Source organism: Rhodoligotrophos appendicifer, assembly GCF_007474605.1.
GTDB lineage: Bacteria > Pseudomonadota > Alphaproteobacteria > Rhizobiales > Im1 > Rhodoligotrophos > Rhodoligotrophos appendicifer.
Genome location: NZ_VHKL01000009.1, coordinates 280,679 through 299,023, shown reverse-complemented (window position 1 = coordinate 299,023; position 18,345 = coordinate 280,679). Strand labels below are relative to the sequence as shown.

The following is an 18,345-nucleotide window of genomic DNA, read 5'->3' as shown; positions in this document are numbered from 1 at the left end:
CTCAATAGATTGCTGTACTATGGACGAGGACCAAGCGCTATTGGAGCGTCGCCAAAGGCATCTTTCGCGTGATTTCCGCGCGTTGATCCGTTCTCCGCGCAGGAGCATCGCGCCACTCTGCAGGAAGAACGACATTATTGGCTTCGAGAAGCGGCGCCTTCGGCTTCCAAGTCGACACCCGCCGGTTCATCGCGACCAGTGCTTCCGAGGTCAGTCGGGACTTCAGATCTTCGGCGCGGGCTGCTGCATCCTTATCACCGCCGCGCGCACAGAGCGCATACCAGAGATAGGCTTCGGCAAGATCCTCCGGAATGCCGAGACCCTTCTCCAAAAGTACGCCAAAGTTGTATTGGCTGTCGCGAATTCCATAGGCTGCCGCAGCAGCGAACCAGATCGCGGCCTTCGCGTAGTCCGGTGCATCAGCGCCGCCCGCCAGAGTTACAGCCAGGTTGTGCATCGCCTTGACGTTGCCCTTCTCGGCGGCGCGCTGATACCAGACGCGTGCGGCTGCGATGTCCTTCGGGACGCCGGCACCCCGTTCATAGAGCATGCCCAAGCGGTATTGAGCTGGGGCAAAACCCTGCGCTGCCGCCTTCTGAAACCAGCGGGCGGCCAGAGCCGCTTCACTCGGGCCGTCGCCTTCGATCAGCCTGACTGCAACGATGAACTGGGCCAGGCGATCACCGGTCAAGGCTGCGCCGCGGAGAGACTGCGATCCCGCCCGCTCAGGCAGGTCCTCCCGAGAGGCGCTCTCGCGTGCGGCAGGATCGGAGATCCCCCGTTGAGCGGAGGAGGGATCCGGCGTGGGCAGCGGTGGGGGCAGAAGGGTCGGCCGTTGGACGCCGATCGACCCTGTCGTCACGGGATCCCGGAAGGAGGGCGTGACGCGCGTTGGTGCCGGGACCGCTTGACCCTTGGTCGCAACAGTCGCCCGAGCAGGAGCGCGATCGGTGCGGCCTGGTGTCTGCGAGAGCGTGTCTTCCGCACTCAGTTCTGGATTTGCGGTTCCGGCACGACGGGTTCCATCTGCGATCGTATAGGCGGAGGCGGCCAAGAGGAGCAGAATTGCCCCGGCCAGGATCAGGGGCTTGCGGCTGCTCGCAGCGTCCGACGCCGAGTGATCATCTTCGGCTTCCGGCGACTTGGCCCGCGCGAGGGACCTGAGCTTGCTCAGGGGATTGAAGCGTGCCGCGGCGGGCTGCGGCGCCTGGGCTGCAACCTGCGCAGCGCGACGAGCGGCAGCAATGAAGTCATCGCGGCGAGTCACGGTGTCTATCGAACTCGCCTCGTTGCGGGACGACCCGGGCCGCAGTTCGGGGTCAGGGCTCTCGCGCCGATCCGCCGGTGGCGGCGCGGGGGGCATGTCCCCTTTACCGAGGGGTTCTGGGGCTGCAGGCTCTTGATCTGCCGCGAGGTTCTCCTCATCACCGGCGGGAGGTTCCTGATCCTGGTTGTGCGCCTGCTCCAACGAGGACAGACGGCCGATGACCTTCTCCAGGGTTTCGTTGACCGCCCGCAGCGTTTCCTTGGTCTGATGGTCCGCCTGCTCCAACTGCCGCTCAATCGCAGACTGGCCATTCCGGAGAGATTGAAGCTCGCTCGATGCCCCGAGTTCCGAAGGAGAGCTCTCCTCCATGGCGGCCAAAAGCTCAGAAATGCTCTGCTCAATGGCCTCGATGCCGCTGAACCGCTCTTCGGTCAAAGCGAGCTTTTCGGTCAGAGCAACAACGTGGGATTGGAGCTCAAGCAGCATGTCGGCGCTGGGGTTGCTCTCAACGGCCGCGCGCAGACGATTATCAAAGCCATCCAGCCGCTTCTCGATGTCCACGATGCGGCCAGGGTCATAGTCCCGCAGACCGGATTTCTCCACGGCCACGAGACGCTCCGCCAGAAGCGAGACCTGACGGTAAAGATCTTCCAGCCGTGTCGCCGAAGCGTCGTCTGCTTGCGCAAGTTCACCGACGAGAGCGATAATCCTCTGCTCCGCCGTCTTGAATTCGGCCTGCGCCTCCCGAATCGCCGTTACCGCCGCGTTGCGCGCCGCCGCTTCTGCGTTTCGTTCGGTGGTCGCCAGCCGCTGCGCCAGAGCATTGAACCGAGACTCGAGTTCAGAAATTGCGTTGTCGGGGATGTCGGGGCGCGGGTTGACCGAACCCATGCCCCAGGCGGCGCTTCGATCGTGGGGCTGCAAAAGATCGCGTTGACGGCGCTCTCCGGCCTCAATGCGTTCCATGATCGTGCGCAAAGACGCTTCCAGAGAGGTCGGCACCTGAACGGATTGCGCCGACGTTCGAAAATCGCCGAACTGTTTGGCTATTCCGGACAGGCGCTCATTGATGGCAGCCAGAGCCTCGACCGTCTGCCGTTCATGCCGCTCCACGCGCGCCATCAGCACTTCTGTGTTCGATTCCGTCGTGGACAGGCTCGAGCGATAGTCGATGAAGCGGCCTGCCGTGGTCTGCTGCTGTTGGCGCGTCAGCTCCGCGAGTTGCTCCGACAGACGCTCGAGCTTCTGCTCCACCGCCTCTGCAGGCCGAGTGGAGAAGCTTGCCGTCGATGCCTGTCTCACGGTCTCCGGGGAAGGGGGCGTCTCCAGGATCATGGCGTTAAGCCATTCCCCCAATGTCAGCCCCTCCTTCCGCGCAGCGAGCTTGGCAGCCTCTCGAGCTTTCGGTTCAACCCCCTTGATGCTCCAAGGCACGCCCGCTGTCATTGTGCTCTCACTACAAACTCGACTTCGGGGGCGCGCGGATTACCGTGCGCGTGTCCATGCCGAAGCCCAGGAATCACTTGGATAAAAGTTAACCAGTTGGGTAAATTATGAGTTAACTCAGTCGTCGGATCCCTCACTCTTGAAGGTTTTTGTTAAAACTTGCCCAAACACATCGGCGGACCGACCCCTGGATGGAGAGAAGCGCGTATGACGAGGGCGCCCATTGCCCAAGCCGAGCGATGCAAGGTTTTCAGCATTTCGGATCTGTGCGTCGAGTTCGACGTCACGCCACGCACTTTAAGATTCTACGAGCAGAAGGGCTTGCTGGCTCCGGCCAAAAGAGGCTGGACGAGGCTGTTCAGTCAGCGCGATCGGGTGAGGCTTCAGCTGATCCTGCGGGGCAAGAGGGTCGGGTTGTCCCTCGAGGAAATAAAGGAGATCATTGACCTTTATCATCTCAAAGACGGGCATGCGGAACAGCTGAAAGTCGCGGCCGATAAACTCCGGGGGCGATTAAACACCCTCAAGAAGCAGCGCAAAGAGCTCGACGATACCATCACGGAACTGGAACGAACCTGTTCGATCGTCGAGGGCATGCTCAAGGAAAAGAAAAGCTTAGGAGCTGACGCAGCCGAATGACGCCCTTCCTGGAGAATTTGAACCCATTGCTTCGGCATCGCGTTACAGTGGCTGTCATGACAAGGTGGATAGGCCCAATGCAGTGGTTCAGGAGCGGGGCGATCGTTGCTGCGATTGCTCCTTTTTTGATGATTTCCTTCAGTTCACAGGCACAAACACTCGTCGATTCCTCCAAGCGCTACACGATCGAAGAGACGGCCGACGGAGGCTTCATCCGCCTCGATCAGCAGACTGGAGGCATTCTCAAATGTTCGGGCCGCGACGGTGCAATGGACTGTGCTCCCGTCAAGGATGATACCGCGAGCCTCAGGAGCGAAATCGAGGAACTCCGAAAGGAAAATGCTGAACTCAAAACAAGAATAAGCGCACTCGAAAAAGCCGGGGGAAAGTCAGTCGGAGAGCTGATGGAGCCGGCAGAAAAGCAGCTCAACGTGATCATGGGATTCTTCGAGGACATGTTCCGTCGATTCTTCGCGTTGACCCAGACACTCAAAGAAAAGCCGGGCGAAGATATTTGACCGTGAGATCATCAGAGGATGTGCCGCTGAAACAAGCGATGTCCATGCTCGTCATTCCAACGCGTGGACGGAGCATCGTGGACGTCACCTCCCGGATCAACGATTGGCTCGGCGGGGCAGGGGCCGCTAACGGGCTGCTTACGGTCGTAATCCGACACACATCGGCCTCGCTCATCGTTCAGGAAAATACAGATCCAGACGTCCGGAAGGACCTCCTGGATCATTTCGATGTATTGGCCCCCCGCGACGCGCGTTACCGCCATGACTTGGAAGGCCCGGACGACATGCCCGCGCATATCAAATCAGCCCTGACCCAGACGAGCCTCTCGGTGCCGGTCAGCGGCGGAGCGCTGTCATTGGGAACTTGGCAAGCGATTTACGTCATGGAGCACCGCGATCAGCCGCATCAGCGTGAAATTGCATTGCATTTCATAGGGTCAATAGAGGACAAAGGATGAGAGATGCCGCCGGCTCACTGCGTCAGGCGGAGCGGAAAAGCGAGATAATGCCCTCCTATCGGTTCATCATAGCAGACGATCATCCCCTGTTTCGCGATGCTTTGCGGCAGTCCCTGGCAGCATCCTATGAAAATGTCGACATCACGGAAGCCGGTTCCCTCGACGAGGTCATCACGATCCTGGAGGGCGCCGGACCGTTCGATCTGGTCCTGCTCGACCTGAAGATGCCCGGGGTCCAGGGATTGGCGGGCCTGGCATTCCTCAGGGCGCAGTTTCCGGATACACCCACCATCGTGGTGTCCGCCACGGAGGAGCCGCCGGTGATGCGGCGCGCGATCGATCTCGGCGCGTCAGGCTTCGTGCCGAAATCAACCCCGGTCGGTGTCATCAGGGCCGCCGTGGCCGAAGTGCTCAAAGGCGAGATCTGGTTGCCGGCCGACATCGCAGGAAGCGGCAGCTCCGATCACGAAACTGATGAGATCGCCCGGAAAATCGCGACATTAACGCCGCAGCAGGTCAGAGTTCTCATGATGCTGCGGGAGGGATTGCTCAACAAGCAGATCGCCTATGGGCTCGGAGTCTCCGAGGCAACCGTCAAGGCACATGTCTCAGCGGTGCTGCAAAAGCTGGGCGTGGAGAGCCGGACGCAGGCGGTCATCGCAGCGGGCAGGATCGACGGCGACCGCAGCTACGACAGCTAAGCTCGGCCGGATCTGCTCCCGAACCAGGTGTTCTTAAACCAGCGCACCAAGCGGCCCGTCGCCTCCTCGGTGTGATGCCGCTCGCGCAGCAGGCAGATGCGCATGAATCCCTCGCCGCCCGGGCCAAAGGCAGAGCCAGGCGCCAGCCCGACGCCCGCCTCGTCGATGATCCTCAGGGACGCTGCCATGGAGTCCTGCATCCCCTCGACCTTGAAGAACAAATAGAAAGCGCCTTCCGGCATGGCGAAATCGATGCCGTCGATCTCAGACAACCGGCGCGAGACGAAGTCTCTATTCGCACGGGCCAGGGCGATCTGCTGCGCCAAGAACTCTTCGCCATCTTCGAGAGCCTTTATACAGCCATGCTGCATGAAGGCAGCCGTGCCCGACGTGTTGTACTGGATGAGGTTTTCTATCGCATCGCCCAAAAGCTTCGGTGCTGACATCCAGCCTACACGCCAGCCGGTCATGGCCCAGTTCTTGGAGAAGGTGTTGGCCATGATCAAGCGCTCCTCCATGTCGCACACATCGATGAAGGAGGGGGGCAAGGAACTGGTGCCGCCGGCAGAGAAGTAGAAACGGGAATAGACCTCATCGGAAACGATCCAGAGCCCGCGGCTGCGCGCCATGTCGCGGATGGCAACGAGATCCTCCAAGGTGGCGACCCAGCCCAACGGGTTGCTCGGCGTATTGAGGACAATCACCTTCGTCCGCTCGGTGACAGCGTCGAAAAGATGATCGAGATCAAGGCTCCAGCCGGTTGCCGCATAGGTCATGGGGATCTCGACCGGGCGGGCGCCCTTGAGCCGCAGGGGTGCCGCATAATTCGGCCAGGCGGGCGTGGGGATGATGACTTCGTCACCCTCACCCGTGAGGATCTGCATCGCCAATTGGATCGATTGCATGCCCCCGCCGGTGACAAAGAAATTCTCCGGCGAGAAGTCCTTGCGATAGAGCCGTTGGTGATAGGTTGCCAGCGCCTGGCGCAGTTCCGGGATCCCGCGCTGCCACGTGTAGAAGGTCTCGCCCCTGGTGAGGCTCGCGTTGCAGGCTTCACTGATGAAGGCCGGCGTCGGCAGGCTGCCTTCCCCAGACCAAAGAGGGATCAATCCTTGCCGGCCGAAGCCATAATTGATCGGCGTCATGATTCCGCTTTCCGGCTCATCCTTCACGGAGCCACGGATCGCGTCCATCTGCGAAGCCCCTTCGTTCTGCATCAAATGAGGTCCTAGGATGTGAGGGAGTCCCTCTGCGCGAGGATCGACACCAATATCAGGCCGCCGATCACCGAGATATGCTCCAGCGCGAAAAACATCGATATCATGGCCGCCTCTCCCTCCTCGTTCCAGAAGGTATGAACCAGAAGGATGGTCAGGGCCGTGAACACAGCCAGAGCGCCTGCGCCGAGCCAGGTGGCACGATTGAGGATCACCAGAAGAGAGCCTCCGAGCTGGGTGACGATGACGGCAACATTGAAAACAACTCCCGGGGTGAAGCCAAAATGCTCCATTTCGGCCACGCCCTGGTCAAACATGATCAATTTAGACAGACCGCTCGCCCAGAACGGCAGAGTGAGGAGGACGCGGGCGATGAGAAAGGTGAAGCGGTTTTCCAGAATGGAACTGATCGGTTGCGGCGTCATGGGGGCCTCCGTGGAGATTTGCACTCCATACGGCAAGTCCCGCCTGCGGGGAAGATGGTCACCCCTCAGCAGAAAGCATGAGAGGTGAACGCTGCGGAGAGCCTTGTTCAGACGGTGTCAAGTCACCAGCCGAACTCAAAGGCAGTCAGGGGCGGGTCGAGTTGCGGACGAGGGCGTCACGGATCTCTTCAAGCAGGACTTCCTGGCGAGGCGGCGGTACGTCGGCGGTTCCTGCCTCAGCCTTGCGCTGAAGCCGGTTCATCGCCTTGACCACCATGAACATGATCCAGGCAACGATCAGAAAGGCGATGCACGCATTGATGAAAAGGCCCAGGTTGATCGTCACCGCTCCAGCAGCTCTTGCCGCCGCCAATGTTGGGTATTCGCCAGCGCCTTTGAGGGTTATGAAGAAATCGGTGAAGTCGACGCCGCCGGTCAAGAGGCCAACGATGGGCATGAAGATGTCGTCCACCAGCGACTTCACGATCGTGGTGAATGATGCTCCGATGATGATGCCGATGGCCATGTCCACGACATTGCCCTTGACTGCAAATTCCTTGAATTCCTGAATGACGCCTGCCATGCGCAAAACTCCTTCGGCGCTCGTCGTACGACTGCATTAGAAGAAACAAGTGCTTTGTTTCCGGAGAATGATGCCATGGAACATCACCTCCGCCTATGGACAATGGCAATGAACCTCAGCCCTGCGGGATCTCCTCCGCGCCGAATTGACAGCGAGACGTCAAAGATCGAAGGCCAAGGCGCCGGCGATGTTTAACAGCTGGACCATCATTGCCGTGGCACTGGGCTATCTCGGGGCCTTGTTCGCGGTGGCCAGCTACTACGACCGGGTCCGTAAGCGCCGGCAGGGGACACCACGTCCGCTGGTCTATGCCCTCAGCCTCGGCGTGTATTGCACCTCCTGGACCTTCTACGGCAGCGTCGGCCTCTCGGCCCGCACGGGTTTCGAGTTCCTGCCCATCTATATCGGGCCCATCATCGTCTTTGCGCTTGGGTGGCCCATCATCCGGCACATCGTCGACCTGGCAAAACGGCACAACATTACCTCGATCGCCGATTTCATCGCGGCCCGCTACGGAAAGAACCAAGCTCTCGGCGCTGCCGTCTCGGCGGTCGCGGTTCTCGGCGTCATTCCCTACATCTCCCTGCAACTCAAGGCCGTCGCCAATTCGCTGACCACGCTGCTCGCGATTTCCGGTTCCGAGACCGATGGCGTTCTCGGGATCCCCGTGATCGGCGACCTCGCACTGGTCGTCGCCATCGCCATGGCGGCATTCACGATGCTCTTCGGCACACGACATATCGATGCCACGGAGCACCAGGACGGGGTCATCGCGGCAATCGCTCTCGAGTCGGTGGTGAAGCTGATTGCCTTCCTCCTGGTCGGCAGCTTCATCGTGTTCGGCATGATGGGGGGAGTAGGCTCGATGATCGAGGCCGTCTCGCACCATCCCGAGATCGAGGGGCTGCTCACGCGGGGCTTCGAAGGCGGGCGCTGGATCACGATGACCCTGCTGTCGACCCTTGCCGTCATCCTGCTTCCCCGCCAGTTCCATGTGACCGTCGTCGAGAATACCAGCCTGTCCGACGTGAAAAGGGCAGCCTGGTTGTTTCCCCTCTATCTGGTCGCCATCAACATTTTCGTCGTTCCCATCGCGATCGCAGGACTGCTCACATTCGGCGTCGGGGCGACGAATGCCGACAGCTTCGTGCTTGCTCTTCCTGTCGCTGCAGGAGCGCCGATCTTCACACTGATCGCTTTCATCGGAGGGCTTTCTGCCGCAACGGCAATGGTGATCGTCGCATCGCTCGCCCTGTCCATCATGGTCAGCAACAACATCGCTGTTCCCCTGCTGCTGAAGAGGCAGGAGCGAAACTCTCAGAGCGTCGACGACATGGGAGCCGTGCTCCTCATGATCCGGCGGGGAGCGATCCTGATCATCATGGCGCTGGGCTACGTGTTTCACCGGATGATCGGCAACTCGTTCGCTCTCGCCGATATCGGCCTGCTGTCCTTCGCAGCGATCGCTCAGTTCGCGCCTGCCTTCTTCATCGGACTGATCTGGCGCAGGGCGACCGCCAAAGGCGCAATGGCCGGCGTGCTCGTCGGCACCTTCATGTGGGGCTACACCTTGCTCCTGCCAGCGCTCGTCAATTCCGGCTGGTTCTCCCCCATGATCCTCGAGCACGGGCCGTTCGACATCGCGCTGCTGCGACCAGAGTTTTTGTTCAACCTGGAGTTCGAACCCCTCGCCCACGGCGTCTTCTGGAGCCTGCTGCTAAACATCACGGCTTATGTCTCGGTGTCGCTGCTGACGCTGCCGCAGCCGATCGAACGCCTGCAGGCGAGCATTTTCGTCTCCAGCGAGCGATCCGTGGCGACCCCGAGCTTCCGGCTTTGGCGGACAGCCGTCTCGGTCGGAGACGTCCGGCGGACGGTGGCCCGCTATCTCGGAGTGGAACGCACGGATCGATCCTTCGCCGAATTCGCCAGCAGCCGAAACATCGCTCTCGACGATCATGCGGAAGCCGACATCCGATTGCTTCGCTTTTCGGAACATGTGCTGGCCAGCGCGGTCGGGGCGGCATCTTCGCGTCTCGTCCTGTCGCTCATGCTTCAGCGCTTCAGCGGCAATACCCGGGGCGCCATGCGGCTCCTGGACGATGCCTCGGCGGCGATCCAGTACAATAGAGACCTGCTGCAGTCGGCCATCGACCACGTCCGCCAGGGGATTGCGGTCTTCGACCGTGATCTGAGCCTGATCTGCTGGAATCGCCAGTTCGGCCTGCTGCTGGAACTGCCGGAGGACATGGAAAGGATCGGCATACCGATCCACGAGATCGCCAGAACAATCATCGTGCGGGCCGATCTCGGTAGCGAGGATCCGGAAAAAGCCGTCACGCGGCGTATCAACAATCTCATCGTCACGCGCGCTCCCTATCAGGAGAGGATGAGGTCCGGAACGATCATCGAGGCACGATCCAACCTGATGCCGGATGGCGGCATCGTAGTGACGTTCGCGGACATCACAGAGCGCGAGAAAGCGTCCGAGGCGCTGCAAAAGGCCAATGAGAGCCTCGAGCGGCGAGTCCAGGAGCGGACTGTCGAATTGCTGGCCCTGAACAGCGAATACGGGCGGGCGAAGGCCGAGGCCGAGGCCGCCAATCTCGGCAAGACACGGTTCATCGCAGCGGCAAGCCATGACATCCTACAGCCCCTCAATGCCGCGCGGCTCTACACCTCAAGCCTGGTGGAGCGTAACCGGCGAACCGTCGACAAGCAGCTCATTCGCAACATCGACGCGTCGCTGGAGGCGGTCGAGGAAATTCTGTCGGCTCTCCTGGACATTTCCCGTCTCGATGCAGGCGCGATGAAGCCGGACCTCACCTCCTTCCAATTGGACGAACTGTTCAAGGCCCTCGAGGTGGAGTTCGGGCCGGTGGCGACAGAGAAGGGGCTGAAGCTGACCTTCGTCGCGACAAGCCTCACGGTGCAATCGGACAGGCGTCTCCTGAGACGGGCGCTGCAGAATCTCGTTTCCAACGGCATCAAGTACACGCAGTCGGGGGGGCTGGTCGTCGGCTGTCGTCAACATGGCGGAGGCGTGGCCATCGAAGTCCATGATTCCGGGCCGGGCATTCCCGACTCCAAGCTCAAGGTCATCTTCCAAGAGTTCCAGCGGCTCGACAGCACAGCCGGCGACGTGCCGGGGCTTGGGTTGGGATTGTCCATCGTCGAACGCATCGTCAATGTCCTGGGCCATAGCCTGGACGTCCGATCCAAGATCGGGCGGGGTTCGGTCTTCGCCATCCATTTGCCAACCACAGGCCGGGCGTCTCAGGCGCCCAAGGTCAGGCTGCCGCGCATCCCCACGGCGCATCTGAACGGGATCAGCGTCCTCTGCATCGACAATGAGGCCGCCATCCTCGAAGGCATGGAAAGCCTCCTTTCCGCCTGGGGCTGCCAGGTGATGATCGCGAAGGACGCCGAGGAGGCGATGGCCTGGATCAGGGAGGATATCCGGGTCGACATCATCCTGGCAGATTATCACCTGCAGCAGGATACGGGTCTTGCCCTCATCGAAAGACTGCGGAGAAAGGCGCAGCAGAAGCTCCCAGCCGTCCTGATCACGGCGGACCGCTCGCGGATCCTCCAGTCGCGCGCAACCGACCTCGATGTCGGCTATCTCACCAAACCTCTGCGGCCGGCTTCGCTGCGAGCCCTCATCGCCCAATCACTGATCAGAGCCGCCGCCGAAGTCGCGGAATAGGTCAGGCTGCAGCCGTCGGCAAAACCGCTTCGCGCCTGGCGATGAAATCCAGAAGCTCCTCGTGCACAGCCTGGTCCAGTTCCGGCTCTTCATAGTTGGCCAGGAGCGCCTTGGCCTTTTCGACTCCTCGCTGCTCGGCGGTGTGCTCCCCTTCGGCGCTCCATTGCTCCCAGGAATTGAAATCCATGAGGGATGGCATGAAGAAAGCCTTCTCGAAGTGATCGAGGGTATGCTGGGTGCCGAGGAAATGGCCTGCGGGACCCACCTGCCTCACGGCGGCCATGGCATCCTGGAGGTCGTCGAGGTTCACCCCCTGGGCATAGCGATACCACCCTTCGCACTGCTCGGCGTCGAGCATGAACTTGCCATAGCCGCAGGTCAGCCCCGCCTCCAGCCAGCCGGCGGCATGCCAGATGTAATGGGCCCCGGACAGGATCGCCGCATGCATGAGCATGTTGCCTTCATAGCCCGCCTGAGCGTCGGCAATCTTGGAGCCGACATGGAAGGCGGATGTGCGGAAAGGCAGACCATAAAAGCGGGCGAGCTGACCCATGATCAGCGTCATCTGCGCAGCCTCCGGCGTTCCGCCCATGGGAGCGCCGGTCTTCATATCGACGGCCACCATGAACTGGCCATAGACCATGGGGCAGCCCGACCGGACAAGTTGTGTAAAGGCAATACCCGCAAGGGCCTCGGCATTCACCTGGGCGACGGACCCTACGGTCGATGCGGAGGTGGAGGCGCCACAGAGGGCGAAGGGCGAAATCAGACACGGCTGGTTATGCGCGGCATAGATCTTCAACGCGTCGAGCATCGTGGCGTCCCAGACGAGGGGAGAGTTGGCATTCACGACGGAGGCCATCACGGGGTTGTCGCGGACGAAATCGTCGCCGAAGACGATCTTGGCCATAGCGATCGTGTCCTCAGCCCGATCCTTCGATGTCACGATGCCCATATAGGGTTTGTCGGACCAGCGCAGGGTGCCATAATTTATGTGCAGGTGGCGGTGAGGAACGGGCACGTCCATCGGCTCACAGATGATCGAACTGGACGAATGAAGCGCCGGTGACATCTGCGCCAGGCGATGAAAATTGTAGAGATCATCCTTCGTCCCGTAACGCCGCTTTCCGTCCAAGTCCCTGACATAGGGCGCGCCATACATGGGGATGAAAATGGAATTGCGCTCTCCCACACGCACGCTGCGTTGAGGATTGCGGGCATTGAGGGTGAACTGCCGGGGAGCTTTACGGACGAGGCTCATCAGCAGGTCACGGTCGATATGCACTCTGGTGTTCTCGACCGTCGCCCCCGCAGCGCGCCAATAGACCAAGGATTCCTCGTCCCGGAACTCGATACCGATCTCTTCCAAGATCTTCATGGACTCGTCGTGAATGATTTCGACGGCTTCGGCGGGGAGGAGTTCGTAGACCGGGATGTTCCGTTGCAAAGTGGGAAAGGCAATGACGGGGGCGTTCGTTCGTTCACGCATGCGCGCGGCGCGGCCGCCGGCTCTTTTGGTGGCCTTGGCACTCACCTGTTTGGAAAGCTCACGAATATCAATCATGACTTGTTCTCCGCCTCGCCAGCCGCACCGAGGAGCATCCTCCAACGCGCCACCGCGAGTCCGTCTTTCCGGAGCGACCCATTTGGCACCAAGCGCGACACCGCAATCCTAAGCCGGCTCTACCGACTTCCCACTGCTCATCTTGGCATTCTGCAGTCCTCGGGCCTCGGTGGACTTGGTTTTTAACGAGAGATGCCGCGTCATCCGTTGCTCCAACAGATTCCAAACCCGCCGCAGAATTTCGACGATGATCAAATAGAGGACCGCGGCCCAGAGATAGACCTGAAAGTCGAAAGACCGGGCGAAGGCCAGCCGCGTCGCGCCCATGAGATCAAAGACCGTAATGACACTGGCGACAGCGGAGGCCTTGATCATCAAGATGATCTCATTGCCAAGAGGACGGAGGGCGGTGATCAGCGCCTGCGGCAAGGTGATCTTGAAGAAGATCAGCCAACGATGGAGGCCAAGTGCCTGCGCCGCCTCGATCTGGCCCAGGGGCACAGCGCGGATGGCGCCGCGGAGGATTTCACCCTGATACGCGGCCGAATTCAGCGTGAAGGCGAAGGCCGCGCAAAAGAACGCATCGCGGAAGAAAAACCAGAGACCGTATTGCTGGAGGACCGGACGAAACTGCCCAGCACCGTAATAGATGACGAAGATCTGGGCCAGGATCGGGGTGGCGCGAAAGAAATAGCTGTAGGCGAAGGCGGGCGCAGCAATCAATTTGTTGGACGACAGCCGCGCCAGGGCCAGAACCGTCGCGAACAAGAACCCTATGGTCACCGAAATGACGACAAGCTGCACGGTCACCCATAGTCCCTGCAGCATGACGGGGCCGTATCGGGACATCAGCTCAAAGTCAATCATCGCCGGTTGCCCCGCATACCCCGATCCGCCCAACGCTCGATCCCCGTCAATCCGATCGAGGAGACCATGGAGAGGGCGAGGTAAATCAGGCAAGCGACGGAGTAGAAGAGGAATGGCTGTTTCGTCACGCCGACGGCAATGCTGGTTTGGCGGAGGAGGTCGGTGAGGGCAATGACCGACACCAGGGATGTGTCCTTGACCAAAGAAAGCCACAGGTTCGACAGACCCGGCAGGGCATGGCGCATGAGTTGCGGGAAAATGACCAAAACCATGGTCTGGCGATGCTTCAGGCCCAGCGCCATCGCGGCTTCAGGCTGACCCTTGGGAACGGCACGCAGAGCCCCGAGAAAGACTTCGCTGGCGAAGGACATGAAGACCAGCGACAGGGCGATGAGCCCTGCCAGGAACTGATGGATCTGAATGTCGATGTCGCTGAAGAGCAATACGAAGCGTTGCAGTAGAAGCTGACCGCCATAGTAGACGATGAACAGCGTCAGAAGCTCCGGGAGGCCGCGAAAGACGGTGGTGAAGGCGTCACATGAGGCTCTGAGATACCGGTTCTCACTGTTTCGACCCAAAGCGAGAAGAAACCCGCAGACGAGTCCCACGGGTACCGTCGCCAATGCCAACCTGATGGTCAGCCAGGCTCCGGCTGCAAGTTCATCTCCCCAGCCCTCCGGTCCAAACGACAGGAGGGTCATGGCATCAGCCATGACCGTGTTCCGTTATTCGAGGGTGTCCATCTCTCAATATACCGAGAAGGGGAAATACTTCGCGTTGATCTTCTCGTAGGTGCCATCAGCGCGGATCTCGGCGATCGCCTTATTCAGCTTTTCCCGCAGTTCGGTTTCATCCTTTCGGAGCGCAAAGCCCGCGCCGATCCCGAAAAAGGCGGGGTCACTGAGCGGCTCTCCGACGAATTCGCAGCACTTTCCATCCGCCGTTTTCATCCATTCGTACAGGACAGTCGAGTCCGCCAGGATCGCATCGAGCCGCCCGGAGACAAGGTCGAGATTGGCTTCATCCTGGGAGCCATACAACTTAATCTCGGCGTCCTTGTATTTTTCCTGAAGGTAGTTGGCGTGGATGGTCGCCGACTGCGCCCCAAGCGTCTTGCCGGCCAGGGCAGCGGGGTCAACCGATTTCACATCGCTATCCTTGGCCGCGACGAAACGTGCCGGCGTATTGTAGTATTTGTTGGTAAAATCCACCTTCTTCTTGCGTTCTTCCGTGATGGACATCGATGCGATGATCACGTCAAACTTCTTGGCCAGGAGGGCCGGAATAATCCCGTCCCAGTCCTGGGCCGTGAATTCGCACTTCATCTTCAGTTTTTCGCAAACCGCATTGGCGATATCGACGTCGAAACCCTGGAGCTGGCGGTTCGAATCGAAGAAATTGAAGGGAGGGTATGCACCTTCCGTTCCCACACGGAGCACTCCCTCCTGCGCCAATGCAAAAGCGGGCATCATCATCGCGACGAAAAATGCCGCGAGCGCCGAACGTACCAACACCATAACAACCTCCACCTAACTGGCTAGCCGCATCCGCCTTTCTCGACCTTGCGCTCTCAGGCGCTGAGACGGTGATCCTGTTCAACAGTAACCAGATCGCGGAGGAGCGGGCAATGGTGATCGCCCGTCAACTTTCGTCGCGTTGCTGCTGGCGTGCGTCGGTCAGCTCAGTGGTCGTGCGCTGAAGCCGGTAGGCCAGCTCGCGCATGATTTCCACGGCCATTTCCGGAAACTCACCCAACATGCGAAGAAAGTGATCCTTCATGATCTTCAGCGTCTCGACGCGTTCGGCAGCCCGGATCGTGGCGGTCCTGGGGACATCGCACAGAATTGCAATTTCACCGACGAAGTCATTCTCGCCTATTTTCGCCACGGGTATCATCCCCTCCGGCGTATCCACCAGCACTTCCGCGGAGCCAGAAATGATCACGTAGGCCGCATCCCCCGTGTCGCCTTGATGAAACAGCTCCTGTCCAGGCTCGAACGACATCCTCTCTGACGTGAACGCAAGGAGCTTAAGCTTTTGCGGCTGAACATTCGCAAAGAGAGGTATTCTTCTGAGAGCGTCCACTTCGTCCTTTAGAGATGCCATCAGAAGCCCCTGTCAGATTTTTTCAGTATCCGCTGCATCGTTCGTTCACGCCACCAGTTCGGCGAAGCGCGCATTCTTCGTCGTGAGCTCATCCGGCCGGCCATCATCGACGATCCGACCCTGCTCGAACAGGATCACTCTGTCGAAGCGCGTGGCGATCTGAGGATTGGCGAGCACCCAGAAGATCCCAAAGCCCCCATGCTCATCGCTCTTAGAAATATCGAGCACACGCCCGATAATTTCGGTGAGGTTACGAGCATCCAAGGCCGAAAGGGCGCGATTGACGATCAGGTAGTCAGGCCGTTTCAGGATAGCCCGCGCCATCGCCAACTTCTGGCGTTGTGAGGCGGACAGACGCTTGCCTCCCGATCCCACATTGAAGCTCAACCCAGCCTCGATGACGGCGTGCTCCATTCCGAGCTTTTCAAAGACCTCACGCATGGCCTGGCGGACACGACGGGGACCGTCGGCAATACCATAGGCTATGCGACCGAACAGGACATTGTCCTGGAGGCTGGAGGGCGGATTGTATTCGGCCGGGTCATAGAAGGCGATCGCGTCCGCATATTCCTCAGGCAGGTTCTCGTGGAAGGCCTTTCGAGCCTTCAATATCTTCTCCTCAAGCTCGCTGTCGAACAGACCCAAGCGATGGCGCGGCTCTATGTAACCGAAGGCCAGCTTGAGCAGCATCGCGCGCTCTTCGTCCGCGGTGGCGCCCCCAGACGACGCCCGCGTGAGCAGGGTCTTGTAACCGGGGATCTCTTCGGACGTCATCAGGCTCAGTTGTTCGAAGAACGGGTGGTCCGGCGGGAGACCCGCAAAAAGCTCGATGACGGTCGAGGCGATCTCCCTGCCCATCTCGATGAGCTTCTCATCGAGCCCCTCCTGCTCCAACAGGATACGGACATAATCATTCATGGGCAGGCTGGCGGCTGCGAAGGTGTCTCCCAGGGCCGTGCCAAAAAGCAGGTTCTCGCCGACCGTCGCCTGGTGATTGTATCGATCAGGGTCAAAGCCCTCGACGAGTTGATCGAAGGGAGGCTTGGAGAAGACCTCGCGAAGAACAACACGGGCCTGGAGGACAAGCTCGACAATGTCCGGAGACTGTACGGGGTCGACGCTCGATCGCAGCCCCAAGTCGAACATATCGGCGTGCAGGTCGACGATCATCAAGACCTTCAACATCTGAGCACCAAGCTCTTCCGGTCCCTCGACGCCCGCGCTTTCGTAGTCGACCCAGTCGGCCTTGATGTCCAGTGTCGTGTTTCCCGAAAGCTTCGCTTCCTGGAGCATGGTCTCCTTGGAATGATCGCCCCCTGCCTCGCTACTTCCTGCGCCGGTATAGGGAGAGGTGGGGACATGGCTCAGTCCGTAGAGGAGCACCTCGCGGATCGTGGCATGTGGAAAGTAGGTGTCCGGGCCCAAATAAGCAAAACGACGGCCCGTCAGGGCCTCGGAGAGCTCACTGAGGTTCTGCCCGTTCAACGTGATGCGGCCCGTCGTGGGAAGTGCCAGTCTCACAAGCAACTCGCTGACCGTTTCGGCACCACTGTTGATGGGGCCGACGGCAGCGACCCTCTCCTTCGGCTGAAGGGTGAGGGAGGTCGTCTCCAGAAGGCGCGCGCCGGTGTCATCCACGACGCTCACACCCGACAAGACGATCGGATCGGTAATGTGCGGCACCGGAGCGTCGGGTGGAAGCTGCAGCGAAGAATCGAGCATGTTGTCAGGACAGAACTGCTCGATGACCTGATTGTACTTCACCTGCACGTCAAGGCGCTGCTGGTCCCAGTCGATGAGTTCCTTGATGGGCGAGGGGAGGTCCTTGTATGCGGAGATCACCGCGACGAGCTGGCCGATATCCATCGAGCCGCGCAGAGCGAAGTAGCCACCGATCAGATAGAACATGAACGGTGTCAGCTGGGCCAAAAAGTTGTTCAGCCATTTGACCGCGAATTTCCGCTGATAGAGTTCGTAGCGGATGAAGAAGATGCGGCCGAGGCGATCGGCAATGTCAGCGCGCTCGCGATTCGAGGTGTCGTTCAGGTGGACATCGGCCACGCCATCGACGATCTCCCCGACCCGGCCTGCCAATTGGCGGGCCGTGATCTGGCGCTGCTTCGACAAGACCAACAGCCGGCGACGCAGCTTCGGAATGATGTAGGCCTGGATCGCCACAACGCCGAAGGCGATGAGACCCAGCCAAAAGCTTTGGGCGAGTATGAAGGCCAAGGCCGTGAGCGCCTGGCCTCCGAGAAAGACCGGCTGGACGAAGGCATCACCTATGAAGCCACCCATGGGCTCCACTTCGTCCTTCACCATGGTGGCAATTTCCGGCGCCTTCACGCGTCGAAAGTGGCCCAATGGAAAGCGCATCACCCGGTCGACGAGATCATAGCGCAGCCGGCGCAGCATCCGTTCGCCGAGGCGGCCCTTGAAGGTGTTGATATAAAACTTGAAGGCGCCGTTGACGCAGACCAGGAACAGGAACGCCATGGACAGGGCGACCAGATACCCCATCCGCCCCAGCTCGATGCCCGGGAAGAGCTCGAAATGCGATCCGCCCAGAAACTCGGGAAGATCGAATGAAATGTGAAGGAAGCGAGCCGTCGCCGTGGGGTCTTCAAAACCCTCGCCGGTTATGGGTCCATTCACAATCTGCTTCGGAAGATCCAGCGAGACGAAATAGACCGGCATAGACAGAAGGATGATGAACAGAACCCAAATCTGTTCACGCTTGGTATGATTCCAAATATACCAAAATAAATTGGTTTCCATGCCCGCGTCCATGAGCCGGAGAAAAGCTGCGGTGGCAGCTTCAGGCGGCTAGTTCATCCCCGACCTA

15 protein-coding genes are annotated in these 18,345 nt (G+C 60.0%); 5 read left to right on the top strand and 10 right to left on the bottom strand.

From position 1 onward, the window contains the following. Positions 1 to 37: 37 nt before the first annotated feature. Complete coding sequence (locus FKM97_RS20455) at positions 38 to 2,713, bottom strand: SEL1-like repeat protein (RefSeq protein ID WP_144294274.1); 2,676 nt, start codon at positions 2,711 to 2,713, stop codon at positions 38 to 40. Between the two features lie 207 nt (positions 2,714 to 2,920). Here FKM97_RS20455 and FKM97_RS20450 point away from each other — a divergent pair, with 207 nt between their 5' ends. From FKM97_RS20450 to FKM97_RS20435, 4 genes are all read left to right on the top strand, one after another. Beyond that, entirely contained in the window at positions 2,921 to 3,352 is a 432-nt protein-coding gene (locus FKM97_RS20450) for a MerR family transcriptional regulator (protein ID WP_144294273.1), read from the top strand. A gap of 77 nt (positions 3,353 to 3,429) precedes the next feature. Continuing rightward, complete coding sequence (locus tag FKM97_RS20445; protein ID WP_144294272.1) at positions 3,430 to 3,870, top strand: coiled-coil domain-containing protein; 441 nt, start codon at positions 3,430 to 3,432, stop codon at positions 3,868 to 3,870. 2 nt (positions 3,871 to 3,872) lie between these two features. After that, the gene (locus tag FKM97_RS20440; RefSeq protein ID WP_246105183.1) at positions 3,873 to 4,328 is read left to right on the top strand and encodes a secondary thiamine-phosphate synthase enzyme YjbQ; all 456 of its coding nucleotides are present in this window, start codon (positions 3,873 to 3,875) and stop codon (positions 4,326 to 4,328) included. Beyond that, positions 4,325 to 5,029, top strand: coding sequence for a response regulator (locus FKM97_RS20435; protein ID WP_205015224.1), 705 nt, complete (start codon positions 4,325 to 4,327; stop codon positions 5,027 to 5,029). The genes FKM97_RS20440 and FKM97_RS20435 overlap by 4 nt, the downstream gene beginning before the upstream one ends. On the opposite strand, the gene FKM97_RS20430 is transcribed toward FKM97_RS20435, so the two are convergent. The 3 genes from FKM97_RS20430 to mscL form a co-directional block, all read right to left on the bottom strand. Then, entirely contained in the window at positions 5,026 to 6,246 is a 1,221-nt protein-coding gene (locus FKM97_RS20430; RefSeq protein ID WP_246105182.1) for a pyridoxal phosphate-dependent aminotransferase, read from the bottom strand. The two genes, FKM97_RS20435 and FKM97_RS20430, sit on opposite strands and share 4 nt — an antisense overlap. 11 nt (positions 6,247 to 6,257) lie before the next feature. Continuing rightward, a complete protein-coding gene (locus tag FKM97_RS20425) occupies positions 6,258 to 6,671 on the bottom strand; it encodes a DoxX family protein (protein ID WP_144294270.1) in 414 nt (137 codons plus the stop codon). 145 nt (positions 6,672 to 6,816) lie between these two features. Continuing rightward, positions 6,817 to 7,254, bottom strand: a complete 438-nt coding sequence (gene mscL, locus FKM97_RS20420; protein ID WP_144294269.1) for a large conductance mechanosensitive channel protein MscL — start codon at positions 7,252 to 7,254, stop codon at positions 6,817 to 6,819. 187 nt (positions 7,255 to 7,441) lie between these two features. Between mscL and FKM97_RS20415 the strand changes: the two genes are divergently transcribed. Continuing rightward, positions 7,442 to 10,963 carry a PAS domain-containing hybrid sensor histidine kinase/response regulator gene (locus FKM97_RS20415; RefSeq protein ID WP_144294268.1) on the top strand — a complete coding sequence of 1,174 codons (3,522 nt, stop codon included), beginning with the start codon at positions 7,442 to 7,444 and terminating at the stop codon, positions 10,961 to 10,963. A gap of 1 nt (position 10,964) precedes the next feature. Here the strand turns inward: FKM97_RS20415 and FKM97_RS20410 are convergent, their stop codons facing one another. The 6 genes from FKM97_RS20410 to FKM97_RS20385 all read right to left on the bottom strand — a co-directional run bounded on the left by FKM97_RS20410 (position 10,965) and on the right by FKM97_RS20385 (position 18,278). Then, positions 10,965 to 12,527, bottom strand: a complete 1,563-nt coding sequence (locus FKM97_RS20410) for a trimethylamine methyltransferase family protein (RefSeq protein WP_246105181.1) — start codon at positions 12,525 to 12,527, stop codon at positions 10,965 to 10,967. Between the two features lie 108 nt (positions 12,528 to 12,635). Beyond that, positions 12,636 to 13,394 (bottom strand): ABC transporter permease, encoded by a 759-nt coding sequence (locus tag FKM97_RS20405; protein ID WP_144294267.1) that lies wholly within the window; start codon positions 13,392 to 13,394, stop codon positions 12,636 to 12,638. Continuing rightward, positions 13,391 to 14,107 (bottom strand): ABC transporter permease, encoded by a 717-nt coding sequence (locus FKM97_RS20400; RefSeq protein ID WP_144294266.1) that lies wholly within the window; start codon positions 14,105 to 14,107, stop codon positions 13,391 to 13,393. The genes FKM97_RS20405 and FKM97_RS20400 overlap by 4 nt, the downstream gene beginning before the upstream one ends. Before the next feature lie 33 nt (positions 14,108 to 14,140). Continuing rightward, positions 14,141 to 14,911, bottom strand: a complete 771-nt coding sequence (locus FKM97_RS20395; protein WP_144294265.1) for an ABC transporter substrate-binding protein — start codon at positions 14,909 to 14,911, stop codon at positions 14,141 to 14,143. Between the two features lie 124 nt (positions 14,912 to 15,035). Continuing rightward, complete coding sequence (locus FKM97_RS20390; RefSeq protein ID WP_144294264.1) at positions 15,036 to 15,500, bottom strand: cyclic nucleotide-binding domain-containing protein; 465 nt, start codon at positions 15,498 to 15,500, stop codon at positions 15,036 to 15,038. A gap of 45 nt (positions 15,501 to 15,545) precedes the next feature. Next, on the bottom strand, positions 15,546 to 18,278 hold the full coding sequence (locus tag FKM97_RS20385) for an ABC transporter ATP-binding protein (protein WP_144294263.1): 2,733 nt from the start codon (positions 18,276 to 18,278) through the stop codon (positions 15,546 to 15,548). Between the last annotated feature and the right edge of the window lie 67 nt (positions 18,279 to 18,345).